This is a genomic window from Allorhodopirellula solitaria (genome assembly GCF_007859855.1).
Taxonomy (GTDB): Bacteria; Planctomycetota; Planctomycetia; order Pirellulales; family Pirellulaceae; genus Rhodopirellula; species Rhodopirellula solitaria.
Map to the genome: position 1 here is coordinate 94,380 of NZ_SJPK01000003.1, position 17,904 is coordinate 112,283.

Annotated in this window: 13 protein-coding genes; 6 read left to right on the forward strand and 7 right to left on the reverse strand. The window is 60.1% G+C overall.

All coding sequences use genetic code 11. The features are described 5' to 3' along the window. Nucleotides 1–38: 38 nt before the first annotated feature. From CA85_RS06470 to CA85_RS06480, 3 genes are all read right to left on the reverse strand, one after another. The gene (locus CA85_RS06470; protein ID WP_146390512.1) at nt 39–1,886 is read right to left on the reverse strand and encodes a phospho-sugar mutase; all 1,848 of its coding nucleotides are present in this window, start codon (nt 1,884–1,886) and stop codon (nt 39–41) included. A 162-nt stretch (nt 1,887–2,048) separates the two neighbouring features. Continuing rightward, nucleotides 2,049–2,975, reverse strand: a complete 927-nt coding sequence (locus CA85_RS06475) for an ABC transporter ATP-binding protein (RefSeq protein WP_146390513.1) — start codon at nt 2,973–2,975, stop codon at nt 2,049–2,051. A 65-nt stretch (nt 2,976–3,040) separates the two neighbouring features. Beyond that, nucleotides 3,041–4,291, reverse strand: a complete 1,251-nt coding sequence (locus tag CA85_RS06480; protein WP_186774788.1) for a GNAT family N-acetyltransferase — start codon at nt 4,289–4,291, stop codon at nt 3,041–3,043. A gap of 124 nt (nt 4,292–4,415) precedes the next feature. On the opposite strand from CA85_RS06480, the gene CA85_RS06485 reads away from it, so the two are divergent. From CA85_RS06485 to CA85_RS06495, 3 genes are all read left to right on the forward strand, one after another. Further along, a complete protein-coding gene (locus tag CA85_RS06485) occupies nt 4,416–5,840 on the forward strand; it encodes a PDZ domain-containing protein (RefSeq protein WP_146390514.1) in 1,425 nt (474 codons plus the stop codon). Between the two features lie 351 nt (nt 5,841–6,191). Beyond that, nucleotides 6,192–7,505: a Gfo/Idh/MocA family protein gene (locus CA85_RS06490; RefSeq protein WP_146390515.1), complete on the forward strand. Its 1,314-nt coding sequence runs from the start codon at nt 6,192–6,194 to the stop codon at nt 7,503–7,505. 65 nt (nt 7,506–7,570) lie between these two features. Continuing rightward, on the forward strand, nt 7,571–9,697 hold the full coding sequence (locus tag CA85_RS06495; protein WP_146390516.1) for a HEAT repeat domain-containing protein: 2,127 nt from the start codon (nt 7,571–7,573) through the stop codon (nt 9,695–9,697). Between the two features lie 82 nt (nt 9,698–9,779). Here CA85_RS06495 and CA85_RS06500 read toward each other — a convergent pair whose 3' ends face one another. From CA85_RS06500 to CA85_RS06510, 3 genes are all read right to left on the reverse strand, one after another. Further along, nucleotides 9,780–10,847 (reverse strand): 3-deoxy-7-phosphoheptulonate synthase, encoded by a 1,068-nt coding sequence (locus CA85_RS06500; RefSeq protein WP_146390517.1) that lies wholly within the window; start codon nt 10,845–10,847, stop codon nt 9,780–9,782. A 100-nt stretch (nt 10,848–10,947) separates the two neighbouring features. Further along, complete coding sequence (gene yaaA / locus CA85_RS06505) at nt 10,948–11,721, reverse strand: peroxide stress protein YaaA (RefSeq protein WP_146390518.1); 774 nt, start codon at nt 11,719–11,721, stop codon at nt 10,948–10,950. 10 nt (nt 11,722–11,731) lie between these two features. Further along, a complete protein-coding gene (locus CA85_RS06510) occupies nt 11,732–12,427 on the reverse strand; it encodes an RNA polymerase sigma factor (protein WP_146390519.1) in 696 nt (231 codons plus the stop codon). Nucleotides 12,428–13,174: 747 nt separating this feature from the next. On the opposite strand from CA85_RS06510, the gene CA85_RS06515 reads away from it, so the two are divergent. Continuing rightward, nucleotides 13,175–13,573 carry a 4a-hydroxytetrahydrobiopterin dehydratase gene (locus CA85_RS06515; RefSeq protein WP_146390520.1) on the forward strand — a complete coding sequence of 133 codons (399 nt, stop codon included), beginning with the start codon at nt 13,175–13,177 and terminating at the stop codon, nt 13,571–13,573. Nucleotides 13,574–14,241: 668 nt separating this feature from the next. Here the strand turns inward: CA85_RS06515 and CA85_RS06520 are convergent. Continuing rightward, nucleotides 14,242–14,670 carry a secondary thiamine-phosphate synthase enzyme YjbQ gene (locus CA85_RS06520; RefSeq protein WP_391564845.1) on the reverse strand — a complete coding sequence of 143 codons (429 nt, stop codon included), beginning with the start codon at nt 14,668–14,670 and terminating at the stop codon, nt 14,242–14,244. A 483-nt stretch (nt 14,671–15,153) separates the two neighbouring features. Here CA85_RS06520 and CA85_RS06525 point away from each other — a divergent pair, with 483 nt between their 5' ends. Next, on the forward strand, nt 15,154–15,378 hold the full coding sequence (locus CA85_RS06525) for a hypothetical protein (protein ID WP_146390522.1): 225 nt from the start codon (nt 15,154–15,156) through the stop codon (nt 15,376–15,378). A 256-nt stretch (nt 15,379–15,634) separates the two neighbouring features. Then, the gene (locus tag CA85_RS06530) at nt 15,635–16,756 is read left to right on the forward strand and encodes a Gfo/Idh/MocA family protein (RefSeq protein ID WP_146390523.1); all 1,122 of its coding nucleotides are present in this window, start codon (nt 15,635–15,637) and stop codon (nt 16,754–16,756) included. Nucleotides 16,757–17,904: the final 1,148 nt, after the last annotated feature.

Below are 17,904 nucleotides of genomic sequence, written 5' to 3' on the forward strand. Positions count from 1 at the left end.
GACGCCGGCGGTGACATCCCAAAATACGTGCCGATTTGTTAGACGCTCACTCGCGCAAAGTCTCGCACGTCTGTTTCAATCGCGGCGATGCGGTCGACCAATTTGGTATCGGCGGCCTCGAGGTTCTGAGACTTGTTCGCCTCGAGCCGTGTGAAGATATAAAATTTCACTTTCGGTTCGGTACCACTCGGCCGCACAGCGACATAGTTGCCTTCCTCGATCATGTCCATGATGACGAGATTTCCAGTCGGCCCCGCCAACGGCTGAGTATTGGGTGATTCACCGAGTGTCGTCACGGTATTACTGCCATAATCGCGGACGTGCCGCACCGTCATTCCCCCGAGGCTCTGAGGTGGGTTCTCACGGAACGCTTTCATCAGGGATGTCATCGCGGCCATGCCTTCGCTGCCTTCCATGAAGACATTGATCAGATCTTCGCGGTGCAGACCATGCTCGCGGTACAGTTCCCCGAGATAGTCGTGCATCGACTGGCCCTTCGCTTTCAACTCCGCCGCCAGCTCACTGATCAACATACAAGCGACCGCACCGTCCTTGTCTCGGGCGTAGGAACCGACGAGATAGCCATGTGATTCTTCGCAGCCGTACAAGAAGTCATCTGGTCCTTCCTGATCCATCGTTTCGGCGATGTATTTGAAGCCGACCAATAGATCGCCGACGCAGCGGACACCGTGCCCGGCCGCGATCCGGCGGACCAACTCGCTCGTAACAAGCGTTTTGACGACGTAGGACTGCGGGTTGGTTATTCCTGCTGCGACGGCTTTGTCGAGAATAAAATTGGCAAGCAGCGCGGCGATTTGGTTGCCGGTGAATGTCCCCCACGGTCCTGCGGAATCTGTCGTCAAGGGTGCTGCAACGCCGAGCCGATCGCAATCCGGGTCGGTAGCCATGATGAGATCGAATCCTTCGCTGCGTGCCTGTTCGATCGGCTTTTCGAAAACGGCCTTGTTCTCAGGATTCGATACGTGCCCAGGAACATTGGGGAAGTCGCCGCTGGGTTGCCGATGCGGCTCGTAAACGGTCACGTCCTCGAACCCGTCACGGTGCAACAATGGCACCACGGCTGCTTCGCCAACACCGTGCAGCGGAGAGTACAGAATCCGCACATCACGCGGCCCGGCGAATTGGCACTGGACCGCCGCATCGAAGTACGCTGCGTCGACTTGTTCGGTGACGATCTCGACCTGACCATCGGCGAGCGCCTGTTGAAAGTTCGCGCGTTTAATCTCCTGGCAATTCATCACGCCTTGGATAATCGCCTTGTCGTGTGGCGGTAGGACCTGGGCACCACTGGACCAGTACACCTTGACTGCGTTGTCACTCGGTGGATTGTGGCTGGCCGTGACCATGATGCCACAATCGCACTGCAGGTGGCGGACGGCAAAAGACAGCTGCGGAGTGGCTCGGTAGTCATCGAGCAGGTAGACCTTGATCCCAGCGGCCACCATGACCTCGGCACATAGCTCGGTGAAGTGACGCGAGCGGTGACGCGTGTCGTAGGCGATCGCACAGGAAAGTGGTTTCTCGCCGCCGTGATACTTCACGACATAGTCAGCCAACCCCTGAGCACTTTCACCGATCGTGCGGTCATTGATCGCGTTGGAGCCGATCTCGTACATCCGGCCCCGCCGGCCGCCAGTGCCGAAGGGAATCACTGTCCAAAACACGTCGTCGAGTTTTTGCCACTGGGCATCGGAAATGTGCTGCAGCACACTATCGCGGTATTCGCGATAGCGATTCTCCGTCAACCAAGCGCGGATATTCTCCACCGCCCCAGCCGTGATCTTCCCTTCTTGGCAGGCATGTTCGACGGCGGCCAAGGCGGTTTGGACTCGCAGTGATTCGGAAGGTGCTGGTTCGAGGGACATGGTGCAGCTCAGGGAAAGAGGGAATCGGAAATCGAGAGCGTCCTGCCGCTCTCGAAGCCATACGCAAATCGTTGCAAATCTTGCTTGATCAGGGACGTCGACCGACTCCCAGTTTAAGACTTTGAGTCGCTGGCGACCACTAGCGGCCCATCGGCTAGCTGATCAGCTGACCAGGCCTTGGGTGACGGACATGAAGACATCTTCGAGAGTGGGGTCGCGGTCGTTGAACGAGCGAATCTTCACCCCCTGGGAAACCAGGTAGTCGAGCAGCTCGGCGAGCCCCGCGTCATCGGTCTCGAGTTCAGCGATCACCCGGTCGGGGCGAATCTCCAGGTCTCGCAAGGCGGGGCTGCTGCGTAGAATCGAGATGCCCGCTTCCTCATTCTTAGTGAAAGCAATCTCCACCATGCGGTTGCGGCGAATTTTCCGGTACACCTCGGCAATCGGTCCGTGCATCAGCAACTGCCCGCGTTCGATGATTCCGATCGACGTGCAGCAATCGGCGAGTTCCGTCAGGATGTGGCTGCTGATCAGGATTGTCTTGCCCATCTTTCGCAGTTCTTTGAGCAACGCTTTGACCTCCACTCGAGCTCGTGGATCGAGGCCACTGGCGGGTTCATCGAGAATCAGGACAGGCGGATCGTGGACGAGGGTTTTCGCCAGACACAGCCGCTGCTTCATGCCTCGCGAGAGTCCGTTGACGTAGTCATTGCGTTTATGACCGAGATCGAGCAACTCCAGGACATTGTCAATAATCGGCCCCCGCGCTGCCCGATCAATCCCATATGCCACCGCGAAAAAATCGAGGAATTCCCAGACTTTCATGCCATCGTAGACGCCAAAGTTGTCAGGCATGTAGCCGATCGAGCGGCGGACCCCCATGGGGTCGCCCATCACATCGAACCCAGCGACCTCTCCGCGTCCGCGTGACGCCTTCAACAACGTCGCCAAAAATCGAATCGTGGTACTCTTGCCTGCACCATTGGGGCCGATAAACCCGAAGGTTTCCCCGGCCTCGATGTCCAAATCGATACTCTCGACAGCCGTGAACTCGCCATAGTCTTTGCCGAAGCCTTCGAGATGGATCATGCGAATCGAATGTTCAAGTGAAAGTGGATGTTGAGGATCATTCTAGCCCGACAGACGCCCCGCCCCTATCCGTTTTCGGCATCCTCAACGGCCCGGGCCCAGACCGTTTCACGAAACAATCGCAGCATGCCCAATCGACGGTAGGCCGCCATCGCTGGGTCGTTGTCCTGATCCACCGCGAGAACCAAGCGTTCAGCCTGCTGTTGTTGGCAGATTTCCACGATTGCGCCCAGGAGGGCCTGACCATAATCCCGGCCCCGATGTTCGGGAACGATGCCCATGTAAACCAATTCGAGAACGCAAGCTCGATCGATCGGCGCGGATGCACCAGCGGAACGCCCCGGGTGTCGGGCCAAAAGGACACATCCGATCGTGACAGGGGCTTCGAGGGATTCGTCCAACGCCTCCACACGGTACCAGAGATCCGGAGCATACGAAGCAGCCTGCCGATAGCTCGCCAGGATCTCGCCGGCAGTGCGGAACCGCGTCAGAGGCGGGCAGTCAAGCGATTGGAGATATGTCCGCGCGACGAGTTGCTCCCAATCGGACGCGGCCATCGCGTCTCCGGAGCCGAGTGGTGTCAGCCTGACCGGCGGACAACGCCGTGGACTCGATTGCTGTGGCCCCGATTGCTTCGCGGCCTCTCCTGCGGGAACGGAGACACGCCACCGCCCCTCCCGATCACGATCCAACGACAAATACTCGAGCGTTCCGATGGGTGTGAACTGCATCGCAGCGGGCCCGTGCGCGGCTTTGGGGAACGGCTCGGGGCAAGCCTGCGGCTCCCCGGCGGCATCGCCGTCGGGAGGCGATTTGGCAATCGGGTCGGTGGTCCACTGCACAAAACACACTCCAGATCGCCTGAAGATCGCCGCCAAGCGACGCCAGATTGCCGCTGCGTGAGCATTCGAGACACATCCAGGGACGCCAGCCGAAGATTCGTGCCCAACTGTCGAGCGGGTTCGCTCGCTCGCTAGACCAGGGAAGGCCCAGTCCAGATGCAGTATGTTCGCGGTATCGCAGCCCGGTGTCAGGACGGCCATCGCGACCACGCTCTCGGCCAGCCGCGGCGGGCCCACGGCCCCCGCCACACAGACCAACCGCTGGGGCGACCCCGCCGGCAATATCTCCCGAATCTGGTCCGTGAGCATACTCGCCCGCGCAGGGGACAGGCGACTGAATGTTTGCGGCAGAACGCGTGCGATCTCCTCCACAGCAAGCTCCCAAACCTGCACCGAATCATCCAACTCATCGTGGATTTCCGCCGCCGCCGCTGATAGGCTGGAAGGAGATGAGGAGATTGACTCGCGAGTCATGAAGGCGAATCTACTTACCGACGTCGGTGAACCGGTCCAGGCCACCAGCGTCGCAGGAGAGATAGAATAGAGAATCACGTCAGAATAAGAGCCTACCCGAAACAACATCACCTGGGTGAGAACCATGACAGAGTTCATTTCAAGCAACAAACAGCGTTTGGTCGGCACGTTATTCGCCAGCCTGATGCTGATGACTTCGCCGTGCGTGCTCAGCCAACCCGTTGCTGCCCAGGGCCTATTCAACCGCATCCGGGCGCGAGTCGAGGCGCGGATGGGCGTGCCCCCGCTACCACCGCGACCGCCAGTCGCCCCACCTGGTTTCCGGGGATATCGCCAACCCGTTGGCAGCCCGGAGGCCACGCCTGCACCATCCGCCCGGCGTCCCCGCGTGCTGGCAACCCCCACTCCTCGCCCTCCAGCAGAGCGGCTGAGTCCATCGCCAACGAGACTCCCTGCAGACGTCGGCGCCCGCGAAACAGCTGACAATACCTTCGGCGTGGAAGTCGTCCCGGTTGTCGTGGGTACAGATCGAGGCCTCGAAGTCCGCCGATTCCTGCCCGGCTCGCAATTACCTGAGGTCGGTATCCGCCGCGGTGACGTGATCGTTTCCATTGACGGCACCCGAACGGATTCAACGTCAGCAATTGTGGCTGCGCGACGACAGATCGAGCCCGGTCAGCGTGCCAGCATGCAGATCGTGCGAAGCGGGCGGCTCTACCAGGTTCGCTTACCGGCCTGGCAGGCTATCGACGCAGCGGGTGCCGGTTCCGATTCGATCGCTGCGACTGCGCCCCGCCAAGCTGAATCGCCCACGCGATTCTCCGCCAAGCCGCCGATGGAGGACTCCTCGATTCTGAGTTCGCCTATTGAGACAGGCCGTTACCAAAGTTCTTCCGCCGACACCTCTCCGACCGCTCCCCAACCGACAAACCCCACGCTGGCGAGACCACGAGCCTCGCTCGGTGTCAGTGTCCGCGACGCCACCCCGCAGCGAGGCGTGATCGTGATCGCTGTCACCGACGGATCCGCGGGCCAGAGCGGTGGGCTGCGCGTCGACGATCGAATCGTTTCGGCAGCGGGACGACTCATTCGCGACACCTCCGGGCTGATCCGAGAACTCGCCCTCACCCAGCCCGGCGACACCGTCTCCCTTGGTATTGTTCGTGGCGAAGAGATGCGTGAACTTCCCATGGAGATGGGCAATGCCGATGGGAACCCCATCCGCCCCGCCAGCGGCGTTGCCGCCGCCAATTCGGCTCCGCCGTCGACCCCCGCAGCTCCGACTGGCGGCACACCCGACGCGGATGACGCCCCATCCGATGCGAGCAGTCAGTTGCTCAATGGCGTCGGTGCGGCCTTGGGCAATTTCTTTGGCAGTGCCCCCTCCTCACCGGCAGCGCCGAGCAGCAGCGATAGCCAGCCCAAGGCGGCAACGGATCAGGATGACAGCAAGGAGGCAAATGATGTCTTCGAACTCCCCGCACCGGCTGCAGAACCAGAGCCTGCACCCGAAGATCCGTTGGCACTTCCCGAAGACGGTGCCACCTAACCCCACGACATGGTCAGTCTGAAACTCCAGGCGTTGCCTGGGGCTGTCGTAGGACTGTTTCGTTGGGGCGTTATCATGAGCTATTTTCAGCAATAGATAGAATGCTGCGATCATGAAATCAACGTCCCCAGGGATTTTAGAGACACAGACCTCGTCGTAAATGATCTTCCACCTCATTCGGGATTGACTGCTGCATTTCGCGACGTTTCCTTGAGGGTAATCAGCAGCTCGTCGCCCCGGCTCCGATTGCCAGCACCAGGAAACTATCAGCTAATCCACAACATCGGATACACCTCGTGTAGACTGAGGCTATCGTCCGGATGTCTATCAATGTGAACAAGGTATTGACTCATGAGCTCACCCCAGAAAACGCACATCACTCCCGCGCCGTCACGGCGTCACTTCATGGGCCGTTCCATTGCCGCCGCAAGTGCGGCGGCAAGCACGCTCGCCATCCCGCGTTTTGTTCGCGCCTCCACAATCGGTCTGGGGGGAGCGGTGGCCCCAAGTGATCGCATTACGGTAGGGGGCATCGGAATCGGCCGCCGGGGAACCTATGACCTGGGATGCTTTCTCGAGCAATCCGACGTGCAGTTTATCGCGGTTGCCGACATTAAGCAGACACAGCGAACGGCCGTGAAGGAACGTGTTAACGCACATCACAACAACACGGACTGCGACACGTATCGCGATTTCCGAGAACTGCTCGCTCGCGAGGATATTGACTCTGTGCTGATTGCGACCGGCCCGAACTGGCACGCGACCGCTGCGTGTACCGCTGCCCGCGCGGGCAAGGACATCTACTGCGAAAAACCCTGCACGAAGAACATCGCTCAAAGTTTGCAGTTGGCAGAGACGATGCGCCGCAGCGGCGTCGTATTCCAAGCCGGTACGCAGCGTCGCAACCTCCCGCATTTTGAATTCGCCTGCATGCTCGCTCGCACCGGCCGTTTAGGAACGCTGCGAACCGTGCACGCACAGCCGGCTGGGATGAAAACGAAGATGAGCGGTTGGTTGCCCGAGCAGGACCTGCCGCCGATCGAAGAAGTCGACTGGAACATGTACCTCGGCCCGGCGGCTTATCGCCCCTACAACAAGGCCTGGCTGGATGGATTCAACTTCGAAAAAGGCGGCGGGTTGACCGGTGGCGGCGTACTGGAGTGGGGATCACACTGCGTCGACCTCTGCCAATGGGCCGCCGGTGCCGACACCACTGCTGCCGCTGTCTACCACGCCCCCAAAGACAAACGAATTGTGGCCGAGTACCCCAGCGGTGTGAAGCTGGTGATACGCGACGATGGATGGCTGCCGCTCGGTTCGTGCCCGGTGCGGTTCGAAGGTGACGATGGCTGGATCGAGACCGGTGACAGCGGCAAGTTTGTGCTCAGCTCACCGGAACTGCTCGCTGGGCGGGAAGTGGCTGAGATCGGCGGGTACCCCGCCACCTTCCACGTCCGCGATTTCCTCGACTGCGTGAAGACCCGCAGCCAGCCGCGTGCTAACGCGGAAGCCGCCTGCTATGCCCACATCACCTGCCATGCTGCCAACGTGGCGGCGTTTTTAGGCCGCGACGTTCAACTCGATACAAACACTTATGACTTCATCGACGATCCGGAAGCCAATCGCTTGCGGGGCGAAGCTTTCCGAGAACCTTGGCAAATCTGAGAGACCAACGCCTCTGCGCCACTCCTCCGTCGATCCAATTCACCATGACTCTCTATCAAACCACCATGCCTACCAAACAAACCTTCCTTCTGTTGCTCGCACTCGTCTGGCTGGTCCCCGCCAATGCTAGGGGCGCCGACGAGATCCCGACCGAAACGGAAATGATCGCAACGTTGACGTCTGCGGACGCCCCTCCGGCGGACAAAGCGATCACCTGCAAACAGCTCGCTGTATTCGGATCCGCCGATTGCATCCCGAGCGTCGCTGCATTGTTGTCGGACCCCGAACTTAATTCGTGGGCCCGTATCACGCTCGAAGCCATCGAGGATCCCGCAGCGGAAGCGGCACTGATCGAGGCAGCCACGACACTCGAGGGACTTCCCTTGGTGGGCGTGATTAACTCCCTCGGCGTTAAACGTGCCGAAGCTGCTGTTGATTTGCTCTCTGAGAACCTAGGTAGCGACGACGACCTGGTTGCGCAGGCGTCGGCGATGTCGCTGGGGAAAGTGGGCGGACCCGAGGCAACCGCTGCGTTGGATGAGGGGTTGAAGGAATCGCGAATGAATATTCGCTCGGCTGCTGCTGAAGGGCTGATTCGCTGCGCTGAGCAGGTGCCATCCGATCAAGCGATTGAATTGTACGATCTCGTACTCGACACGGAACTTCCGCTGCCACGGAAAGTGGAAGCGACCCGCGGCGCGATTCTGGCACGTGGCAAAGCTGGCATTGACCTGCTCGTCGAAAGTTTGAAATCGGACAATCAACGAATTCGCTACATCGCGCTGACGACAGCTCGCGAACTCAGCGGAGATGGTGTCCCCGAAGGCTTGCTCGCGGCTCGATCCGATGTACCGTCATCACAAGCCGCATTGTTCTTGGTCGCCCTCGGTGACCGCGGCGACGCCTCGATGCTGCCCGCCATGTTGGAAACGATCGAACAGCCCGTGCAATCCGATACCGACGTCGATATCAAAACTGCTGCCATTGGTGTCGTGCAGCGGATCGGAGATCCATCCTGCCTCGACGCGTTAATTGCAGCGGCAACCGACGACAACGATGTGATCGCCGCGGCGGGTCGCACGGCCTTGCAGAACGTCGGTGATGACGAGATGAACACCGTGATCATCGAACGCGCACGCGAAGCCGAAGGGGACGCACTGGAAACCTGGCTGCAGGTGATCGGAGCACGTCGTATCGATGCCATCGAGTTGCTCGTCGACGCGGCCGAACGAGATGATACGGGGATTCAAACCGCTGCCCTGACAGCACTCGGTGACGTCGCTACGCTCGACGAACTGCCTATTCTCAGCAAACGCGCGTTTTCCAACTCCGAGGACCAGGACAGTGGCGTTCATGCCACCGCCCTCAAAGCCGTTCGTGCCGCCTGCGTGCGAATGGCGGACAAGGCCGCCTGTGTCGACCAACTCGAAGCCGCGATGAAGGACGCGGACCCCGCGTCCCAAATCGAGATTCTCGAGATCTTGGCTGCGATGGGTGGCCCCGAAGCACTGCTGGCGATTGAGAAATCCGCTCTCGGTAACTCATACGCCCTGCAAAATGCTGCCACGAGGCTACTCGGGGGCTGGATGACCGTGGACGCCGCCAACGTCCTAGAAAAAGTCGCAGCAAAACGCGATCACCCTTACCGCATTCGTGCAGCCCGTGGTTACCTGCGGTTGCTTCGTCAGTTCCCCATGCCACCCGCCCGACGGGACAGCATGGCGGAAACGGCCATGTCCTTGTCCACGCGAGATGAAGAAAAACGGTTGCTCCTGGACGCGGCCGGCCGCTACCCCAGCCTCAAAATGCTCGAACTGACCGTGCAGATCGGCGAAAACTCATCGCTTCAGAACGAGGCTCAGGCCGTCGGCATGGCCATCGCACGCGACCTTGAACCGTCGGATCGAGTTACCGATCTACTCAATGATCTCGACATCCAAGAGGTGAAGGTCGAGATCGTTCGGGCGAGGTACGGTGCACCCGGCGAAGAAGTCGACGTGACCGAGCGGCTGCAAAAACAGGTGGGCAACCTACCCATCATCCGCCTGGCCAATCCCAACTACAACTCCAATTTCGGTGGCGATCCCGCCCCGGGCAAACCCAAACGGCTGACGATCGAGTATCGCATCGACGGCAAAAAGGGCAGCTCGGTCTTCGAAGAAAATGCCCCGGTCGTGTTGGAGATCCCCTAGGTCAGGGGCGGGGCGTCACGCCTGCCGGTGAAGCGTCGCGTGACCGATCATGGTTCCCTGTCGGCTTGTGAAAGACCGCTGCCTATGCACCGCGGCGGGCAGCGACGGCGTTGCCAAGATCCTGCAGAATGAGTTGGGTCTCGTCCCAATCGATGCACGCGTCCGTGATGCTTTGACCGCGGACGAGTTCACCCTTGCCGAGACTTTGGTTGCCGGCAACGAGATTGCTCTCGATCATCACGCCCATGATTCGCAAATCTCCGTCGCTGACTTGGCTACAGATGTCGCGGCAGACGTAGCGTTGACGCGTATGCTTTTTGCGGCTGTTAGCGTGGCTGGTATCGATCATGATCCGCGCGGGCAGGTTCGCTTTGGCGAGTAGCTCCGAAGCGGCATCGATACTGGCAGCGTCGTAATTCGTGTGCGTACCGCCACGCATGATCACATGGCAATCGCTGTTACCTGTGGTCGCGAAAATGGCTGAGGTGCCCTCTTTGGTCACGGACAAGAAATGGTGCGGACGCTGGGCGGAGCAAATCGCATCGACAGCGATCTGGACGTTGCCGCTCGTGCCGTTCTTGAAACCCACCGGACAGGACAGCCCCGAGGCCAACTCGCGGTGGCCTTGGCTCTCGGTCGTCCGCGCCCCGATCGCGCCCCAACCGACAAGGTCAGCAACATACTGGGGGCTAATCAAATCTAAGAATTCGGTTCCCGTGGGGAGGCCGAGTGCATTGATGTCACGCAGTAGACCGCGTGCGGTGCGCAAACCTCGGTTGATTTCAAAGCTATTGTCGAGCCCGGGGTCGTTGATCAGCCCCTTCCAGCCGACGGTGGTGCGTGGCTTCTCAAAATAGACTCGCATCACGATCAGCAATTCACCGGCGTGCTTCTTCTGCTCGGCTGCCAGCAAATTCGCGTATTCCATCGCTGCTTCTGGATCGTGGATCGAGCATGGTCCGACGACAACGACCAAACGATCGTCTTCCTCGGAGAGCACGCGGCGAATCCCCTCGCGGGCAGCGCTCACTGTCTCGGCAATCGGTGGCGAGACAGGAATTTCGTTCATTAGCTCTCGCGGCGGCATAAGAGGTTTCATCGCACCAATACGGAGGTCGTCGGTCGCCGGAGATAGGTTCTTTTCGGTCATCAAGTCGTCTGCGCGAAGGGTGGGGCAAAGGAAAGAAAGAGCCGCATGGAAGAAGGTTCGCCCCTTTTCGGATACGACTATCGTTGATCAACGCCAAAGATCAACCGGGGCCACGCAAAAATACCGGAACACGTTCAGTGGAGGATTCGGCATCGTAGCGATATCCATCTTCGGCAAATTGTGTCAGTTTCGCCATTGTTCTGGCGCGGTGACGGATAACCCAAGCCGCCATCGATCCCCGGGCTTTCTTGGCGAAAAAACTGATCATCTTGTAGCTACCGTTCTTGAACTCCTTGAACGCTGGCGCCACCACGGGAGCAGGCAGCGAGGACGCGTCGAGCGAACGGAAATACTCGTTCGATGCCAAATTGAGCAGCAGTCGGGAGCGGTCTGCATGCATCGCGTCGGCGATTTGCTCAGTGATCCGGTCACCCCAGAACGCGTACAAATCCTTGCCACGCGAATTGGCGAGCTTCGTCCCCATCTCCAGCCGGTACGGCAGAATCCGGTCCAGGGGGCGCAGGACACCATAGAGCCCCGATAATATTCGCAATTGACCTTGGGCCCGTTGGATCTGTTTGGCAGTGAACGTTTCCGCCTGCAATCCCTGATAAACATCACCCTGGAACGCAAACATGGCTTGCTTGGAACCGTTACGAGGGTGGGGAGCGTGCCAATCTTGGTATCGCCCATGATTGAGTTCAGCAAGCGATTCGCTAATTCCCATCAAGTTTTGCAGATCAACCGGCGTCTGCTGCTTCAACAAGCCTATTAACTCCTGGCTATCGTCGATCCACCGAGGCTCGGTCGACTCGCAGGACGGTGCTTCGGTTTCAAAATCAAGCGTTTTGGCTGGCGAAAGGACAATCAACATGGCTCAAAATTCAGCAGGGTTCATTGAGTTCGGGGAAGACGCCCGCGTCGAGTTCCTGGCGGGCAATGATCGCTTTGATGCGGGCGAGAAAATCGCTCTTCAGGTTCGCCACCTGCTGCTGGGTCAAGTCCAACCGCTCCGCCACCTCCGAGTTGCCGCGTCCAGCGACAAACAATAATTCGATCGCCTGCAGTTTGGTGTAATTACCGCTTTCTCGCCAGTGATCGATCTGGTCAGCGATCGCCGCAGAGACCACCCGCTGCTCGAGTTCCATCCGTTCGGCACTTCGAGCAATCGAACTCGCCCCTCGCGCCCGACCCGGGATCGGCAACTCGCTGCCCCCGCTCCCCGTCCCGCCACCGCGACCGTAGAGCGGCAGCGTCGGCCGGCGACCGGTCTTGCGCAAATGATCGGTGAGCTTGTAGCCGCAGATCGAAAACAAATAGTTCTCCAATCGACGGCGACGATCGTAGTTGGGAAGCGATACCAAGAAACCGACCAGCGTCTCCTGGACAATGTCCTCACTGACACTGCGATCGTTCAGGCGGCGGAGAACGTAGGCGAGCAGCCGACCTTCGTACTGGTCGATTAGACTCCGCCACGCTGACTCATCCCCCGCTTGAATCGCGTCGATCAATGCGGCCTCCGCAGCATCGGGTACCGTTGCGTTGGGCGTGGACTCCGGTTCAGATCGGGAGGCATTCATTCCCGTCAGTTTAACCAGGCGATCGCGTCCGTACGATCCGACATAGTCGACCGACGGCTCCGTCCGTCGCGAGAACAAGCACCAACTCCACACCGCCAGCACAGACGGGCGGAGCCGTCTGGCTACTTTGTCGACCGACGGCTCCGTCCGTCGCGAGAACGAGCACCAACTCCACACCGCCAGCACAGACGGGCGGAGCCGTCTGGCTACTTTGTCGACCGACGGCTCCGTCCGTCGCGAGAACAGGCACCAACTCCACACCACCAGCACAGACGGACGGAGCCGTCTGGCTACATTGTCGACCGACGGCTCCGTCCGTCGCGAGAACAGGCACCAACTCCACACCACCAGCACAGACGGGCGGAGCCGTCTGGCTACACTGTCGACCGACGGCTCCGACCGTCGCGAGAACAAGCACCAACTCCACACCACACCAGCACAGACGGGCGGAGCCGTCTGGCTACTTTGTCGACCGACGGCTCCGTCCGTCGCGAGAACAAGCACCAACTCCACACCACACCAGCACAGACGGGCGGAGCCGTCTGGCTACTTTGTCGACCGACGGCTCCGACCGTCGCGAGAACGAGCACCAACTCCACACCACACCAGCACAGACGGGCGGAGCCGTCTGGCTACTTTGTCGACCGACGGCTCCGACCGTCGCGAGAACGAGCACCAACTCCACACCACCAGCACAGACGGGCGGAGCCGTCTGGCTACATTCCTCTCTCACAAGAGATCCACACAATGACTTCCAGCTCTGACCCCACATCCACGCCTGATCCAGGACCTCGTTCGCCCGCTCAACGACGTAATTCGTTGGTGGACGCACACTGCGCGGCCTGCGAAGGCGGCGTCGAAGTGATGCCGCCTGAAACAGCACGCCAGTACCTGGAAACGGTAGCGAAATGGGAACTGGACGAATCCTCACGCAGCATTTCACGCCAGTTCAATCGCGGAACGTTTGTCAACGTCATCGAATTGATCAACCGCATCGCTGCTGTGGCGGAGCGGGAACAGCACCATCCCGATTTGCACGTGACCGGATATCGACATCTCAAGGTGGTTTTGACGACTCACGCGATCGGCGGATTGAGCAAGAATGACTTCATAGTCGCCGCCAAGATCGACCAGCTCTTGGACTGACAACGCCGACGAACCCAACCTGCCCTGTCTGGCCGCGGTGTCACACCAGCACAAACGGACGGAGCCGTCTGGCTACATTGTCGACCGACGGCTCCGACCGTCGCGAGAACGAGCACCACCTCCCCACCACACCAGCACAGACGGGCGGAGCCGTCTGGCTACTTTGTCGACCGACGGCTCCGCCCGTCGCGAGAACAAGCACCAACTCCACACCGCCAGCACAGACGGACGGAGCCGTCTGGCTACTTTGTCGACCGACGGCTCCGTCCGTCGCGAGAACAGGCACCAACTCCACACCACCAGCACAGACGGACGGAGCCGTCTGGCTACATTGTCGACCGACGGCTCCGTCCGTCGCGAGAACAGGCACCAACTCCACACCACCAGCACAGACGGGCGGAGCCGTCTGGCTACTTTGTCGACCGACGGCTCCGTCCGTCGCGAGAACAGGCACCAACTCCACACCACCAGCACAGACGGACGGAGCCGTCTGGCTACACTGTCGACCGACGGCTCCGCCCGTCGCGAGAACAGGCACCAACTCCCCACCACCAGCACAGACGGACGGAGCCGTCTGGCTACACTGTCGACCGACGGCTCCGACCGTCGCGAGAACAAGCACCAACTCCACACCGCCAGCACAAACGGGCGGAGCCGTCTGGCTACGATCAATCCGCAGACATTCCCTGCAGTGTCAGTACGAGTTGGCGTGAGGAGGCATGATCGCGATGCTCGCAGAGGTAGACGCCCTGCCAGGTCCCCAGTCGCAGGCGCCCCTCGCTCACCGGAATCGACACGGAGGCGCCCATCATCGATGCTTTCACGTGGGCGGGCATGTCATCGGGGCCCTCGAGCGTGTGAACATAGGCAAGGTTCTCAGGAACGACATGATTCATGGCCGTTTCCATATCCACCCGCACGTCGGGATCCGCGTTCTCGTTGATCGTTAGCGAGGCGCTGGTGTGCTGAATAAAACAGTGCAGCAGCCCCACGCGAACCTGGGTCAGTTCGGGAACGGCCGCCTCGATCGCGGGCGTGATCAAATGGAAACCACGCCGCCGCGAGGGCAGCCTGAGGTCGTGTTGTGCCCAGATCATCATCGAAAATGTCCCGAAAAAAGAAGACTTGATAAAAAAACGAAAACTTTTTTTGCCTCACCGGAGGTCCGACGGATTGTCTCGAATACTCCGGCAATTGCGCTGCGGACACCGTTGACGACGCCTGCAACAGAATCAATACACTTCTGTCAACCTCCGGTAGGGCCCCATCAAAACGGAGGCAAAGTGAGATACTGCCCCCTTGAACAATCCACTCCATTTTGCTTGGCGTTTTGGCCCGCGGGTTCGCCTTACCGTTTGCCTGTTCGTTGCCAACGGACCAGCCCCGGCCAGCGACAGGGGCGAGCGACTTTGAGCATGATCGTGGAGAAAAATTTTCTTGACTAGCGGTCGATCTCGCCAATAATCCTCTCGTGTGATGTCCGCCATCGAAACTGAATTCACTGGCGAACCGTCAAATCTATTTTTGTCTCCGCGCATCTCCTGGACGGAACGCGGTCTCTCTGGAAACTCAGAAAACGCATGACTCATTGTAAGAACGTCTTCGAAGCAATCCTTCGTTATGGCCACGATGAAGATTTCAGTCCACAAGAGGATGAACACTTCACCGCCACGGACGCCCCCGCTGGCAGCCCCGAGAAAATCGAGGTTCTCCGCCGCCGAGTCGAACGTGGCCAGCCACTGTGGCACACCACCGATCGCGTGGACTACAGCGGCCTGACCGGCGCAATTCGCCCTCGCGAGTAATCTTGTGGCGATCCATTTTAGATAAAGACCCAGAAACCTCGGTTGCTCCGCAGCAGCCGAGGTTTTTTCGTGGAGATCTGACATGCTCTGCAGTGGGCGAGGACACCGAAAGGACTCGCGTACACCCGCTCGGTTGCCTGATTTGCTATGATTGGCGTCTGCTCATATCTCGCCTCACGACCAATGCGGTCTGACGACTTCCGTTCAGGCCGACGATGCAGTCGGGCGCCCTCTCTCATCTCAGGACTCGCTATTCGTGAAGCTTCGTGTCGGCCTAATCGGACTCGGTGATCATTGGCAAACCCTTCACCGACCCGCCCTGCGAATGCTCCACGAGCGGTTTGACGTTCGCGCCATCTACTGCTCCGTGGCCAAACTCGCCGAAAACGCTGTCACGGAGTTTCAGGCCGATCCAGTCGATGGGTATGAGGCGATGGTCGGACGGGACGATATCGACGCCGTCTTGGTGCTGGAACAATCTTGGCTCAAACACCTTCCCGCACTCGCCGCGTGCCGCCACGGCAAGGCCATCTACTGGGCGGGCTGCCTGGACTTTGACCCGGATGCGGACACCGACTTTCGGCAGTCGATCGAGGACTCAGGCGTGGCGTTCATGGCGAGTTTTCCACGCCGGTTCGCTCCCGCAACGCTCCGCCTGAAAGAACTGATCGCGACACACCTCGGACCACCCCGACTGCTGTTCTGCCACAAACGACTCAGCCTTCACGAGCAACAAACTCGCCTCTCTCGACGAGGCGATCCCACCGCACCGGTCCGCAGCCAGCACCTCGAGCGCAGCGGTTCCGAACGCGGCCAAAACGCATCGCATGGCCATGTCGAAGCGGAGGCTACGATGCGAAACCAACTCATCGAACTGATCGATTGGTGTACCTATGTTGTCGGCGGTCAGGCTGAAAGTGTGATGTCGGCCAACTGCTATCCGACCAGCCCCTGGGATTACCGCGCCCTGAGTCTGCGGTTCACGGGCCCCCTCCAAAACCCTTCGCGGGGCCAGTCGCCAGATCAGAAGGAGGAAGATCACACCGCGACTGCGCAAGTCAGCTGCGGGAACTACATCCCCGCGAAATGGCAGGAAGCGATCGGTTTTCGGCCGCCAGCCGCGATGCAGGTCTGTTGCGACCATGGGGTCGCGTTTGTCGATCTGCCTGGCACCCTGGTCTGGTTCGATGATGCCGGCCGCCACCAAGAATCTCTCGAGAGCGAATCGCCGCTGGGCGAGAAAATGCTGGCCCAATTCCACCGCGCCGTCACCAGCCTCGTGCGAAACCTGAGTGGACTCGACGAAGCCTTTCAAGCCTCAGCAATCCTCCGAGCGGCCGAACAGAGCAGCGAGAACGGTCAACGGATCCGCATCTGACCTACCTGCCCCCACACACTTGGGTGTTTGTCACACGAGAAGGCATCGTTTGGAAGTTGGAATTCCGTCTGAATTTCGCTCAACTCGCACCAGGAAAACCCCCGATTAATCTTGCAGCAAACGGCGACATGCCTAAAATGCACTTAGCAAGCCTTGTGAGGCTTGTCAGGGATCAGCCCATCACATCGGCAGAGGGATCATTTTCAGGGTACGCCTGAGTCAATCCAAGGCATGTGCAGTAGCACGCCGAGACTCACGCGTTTCTCCCAGCGGCTCCATTTGCCGCCGCGCGGCTGAGACCGAATTGGACCGGTAGGTCGTCTCGATGGAGACTGCCTGCCGGTTTTTTTTATGCCTCAATCGTAGGGCCGGTTCCCACCGGCCACATGCGCCCGCAGACCGGCTCCTACAAGCCGCCGACGACATCAAGGCGTTCACCATGCGTCGGCCGGTGCACGCCCAGGCGGCGGCCGGTAGGAACCGGCCCGACGGACTACCAATCGTAGGGCCGGTTCCCACCGGCCACATGCGCCCACAGATCGACTCCTTCAAGCCGACGACGACAGCGAGGCGTTCAACATCCGTCGGCCGGTTCACGCCCAAAAGACGGCCGGTAGGAACCGGCCCTACGGACTACCAATCGTAGGGCCGGTTCCCACCGGCCACACGCGCCCGCAGATCGACTCCTTCAAGCCGCCGACGACATCAAGGCGTTCAGCATTCCTCGGCCGGTTCACGCTCAGAAGACGGCCGGTAGGAACCGGCCCTACGGACTACGGATCGTAGGGCCGGTTCCCACCGGCCACATGCGCCCGCAGACCGACTCCTACAAGCCGACGACGACAGCGAGGCGTTCACCATGCGTCGGCCGGTTCACGCCCAGAAGACGGCCGGTAGGAACCGGCCCTACGGACTACGGATCGTAGGGCCGGTTCCCACCGGCCACATGCGCCCGCAGACCGACTCCTACAAGCCGACGACGACATCGAGGCGTTCACCATGCGTCGGCCGGTTCACGCCCAGAAGACGGCCGGTAGGAACCGGCCCTACGGACTACCAATCGTAGGGCCGGTTCCCACCGGCCACATGCGCCCGCAGATCGACTCCTTCAAGCCGACGACGACATCGAGGCGTTCAGCATTCCTCGG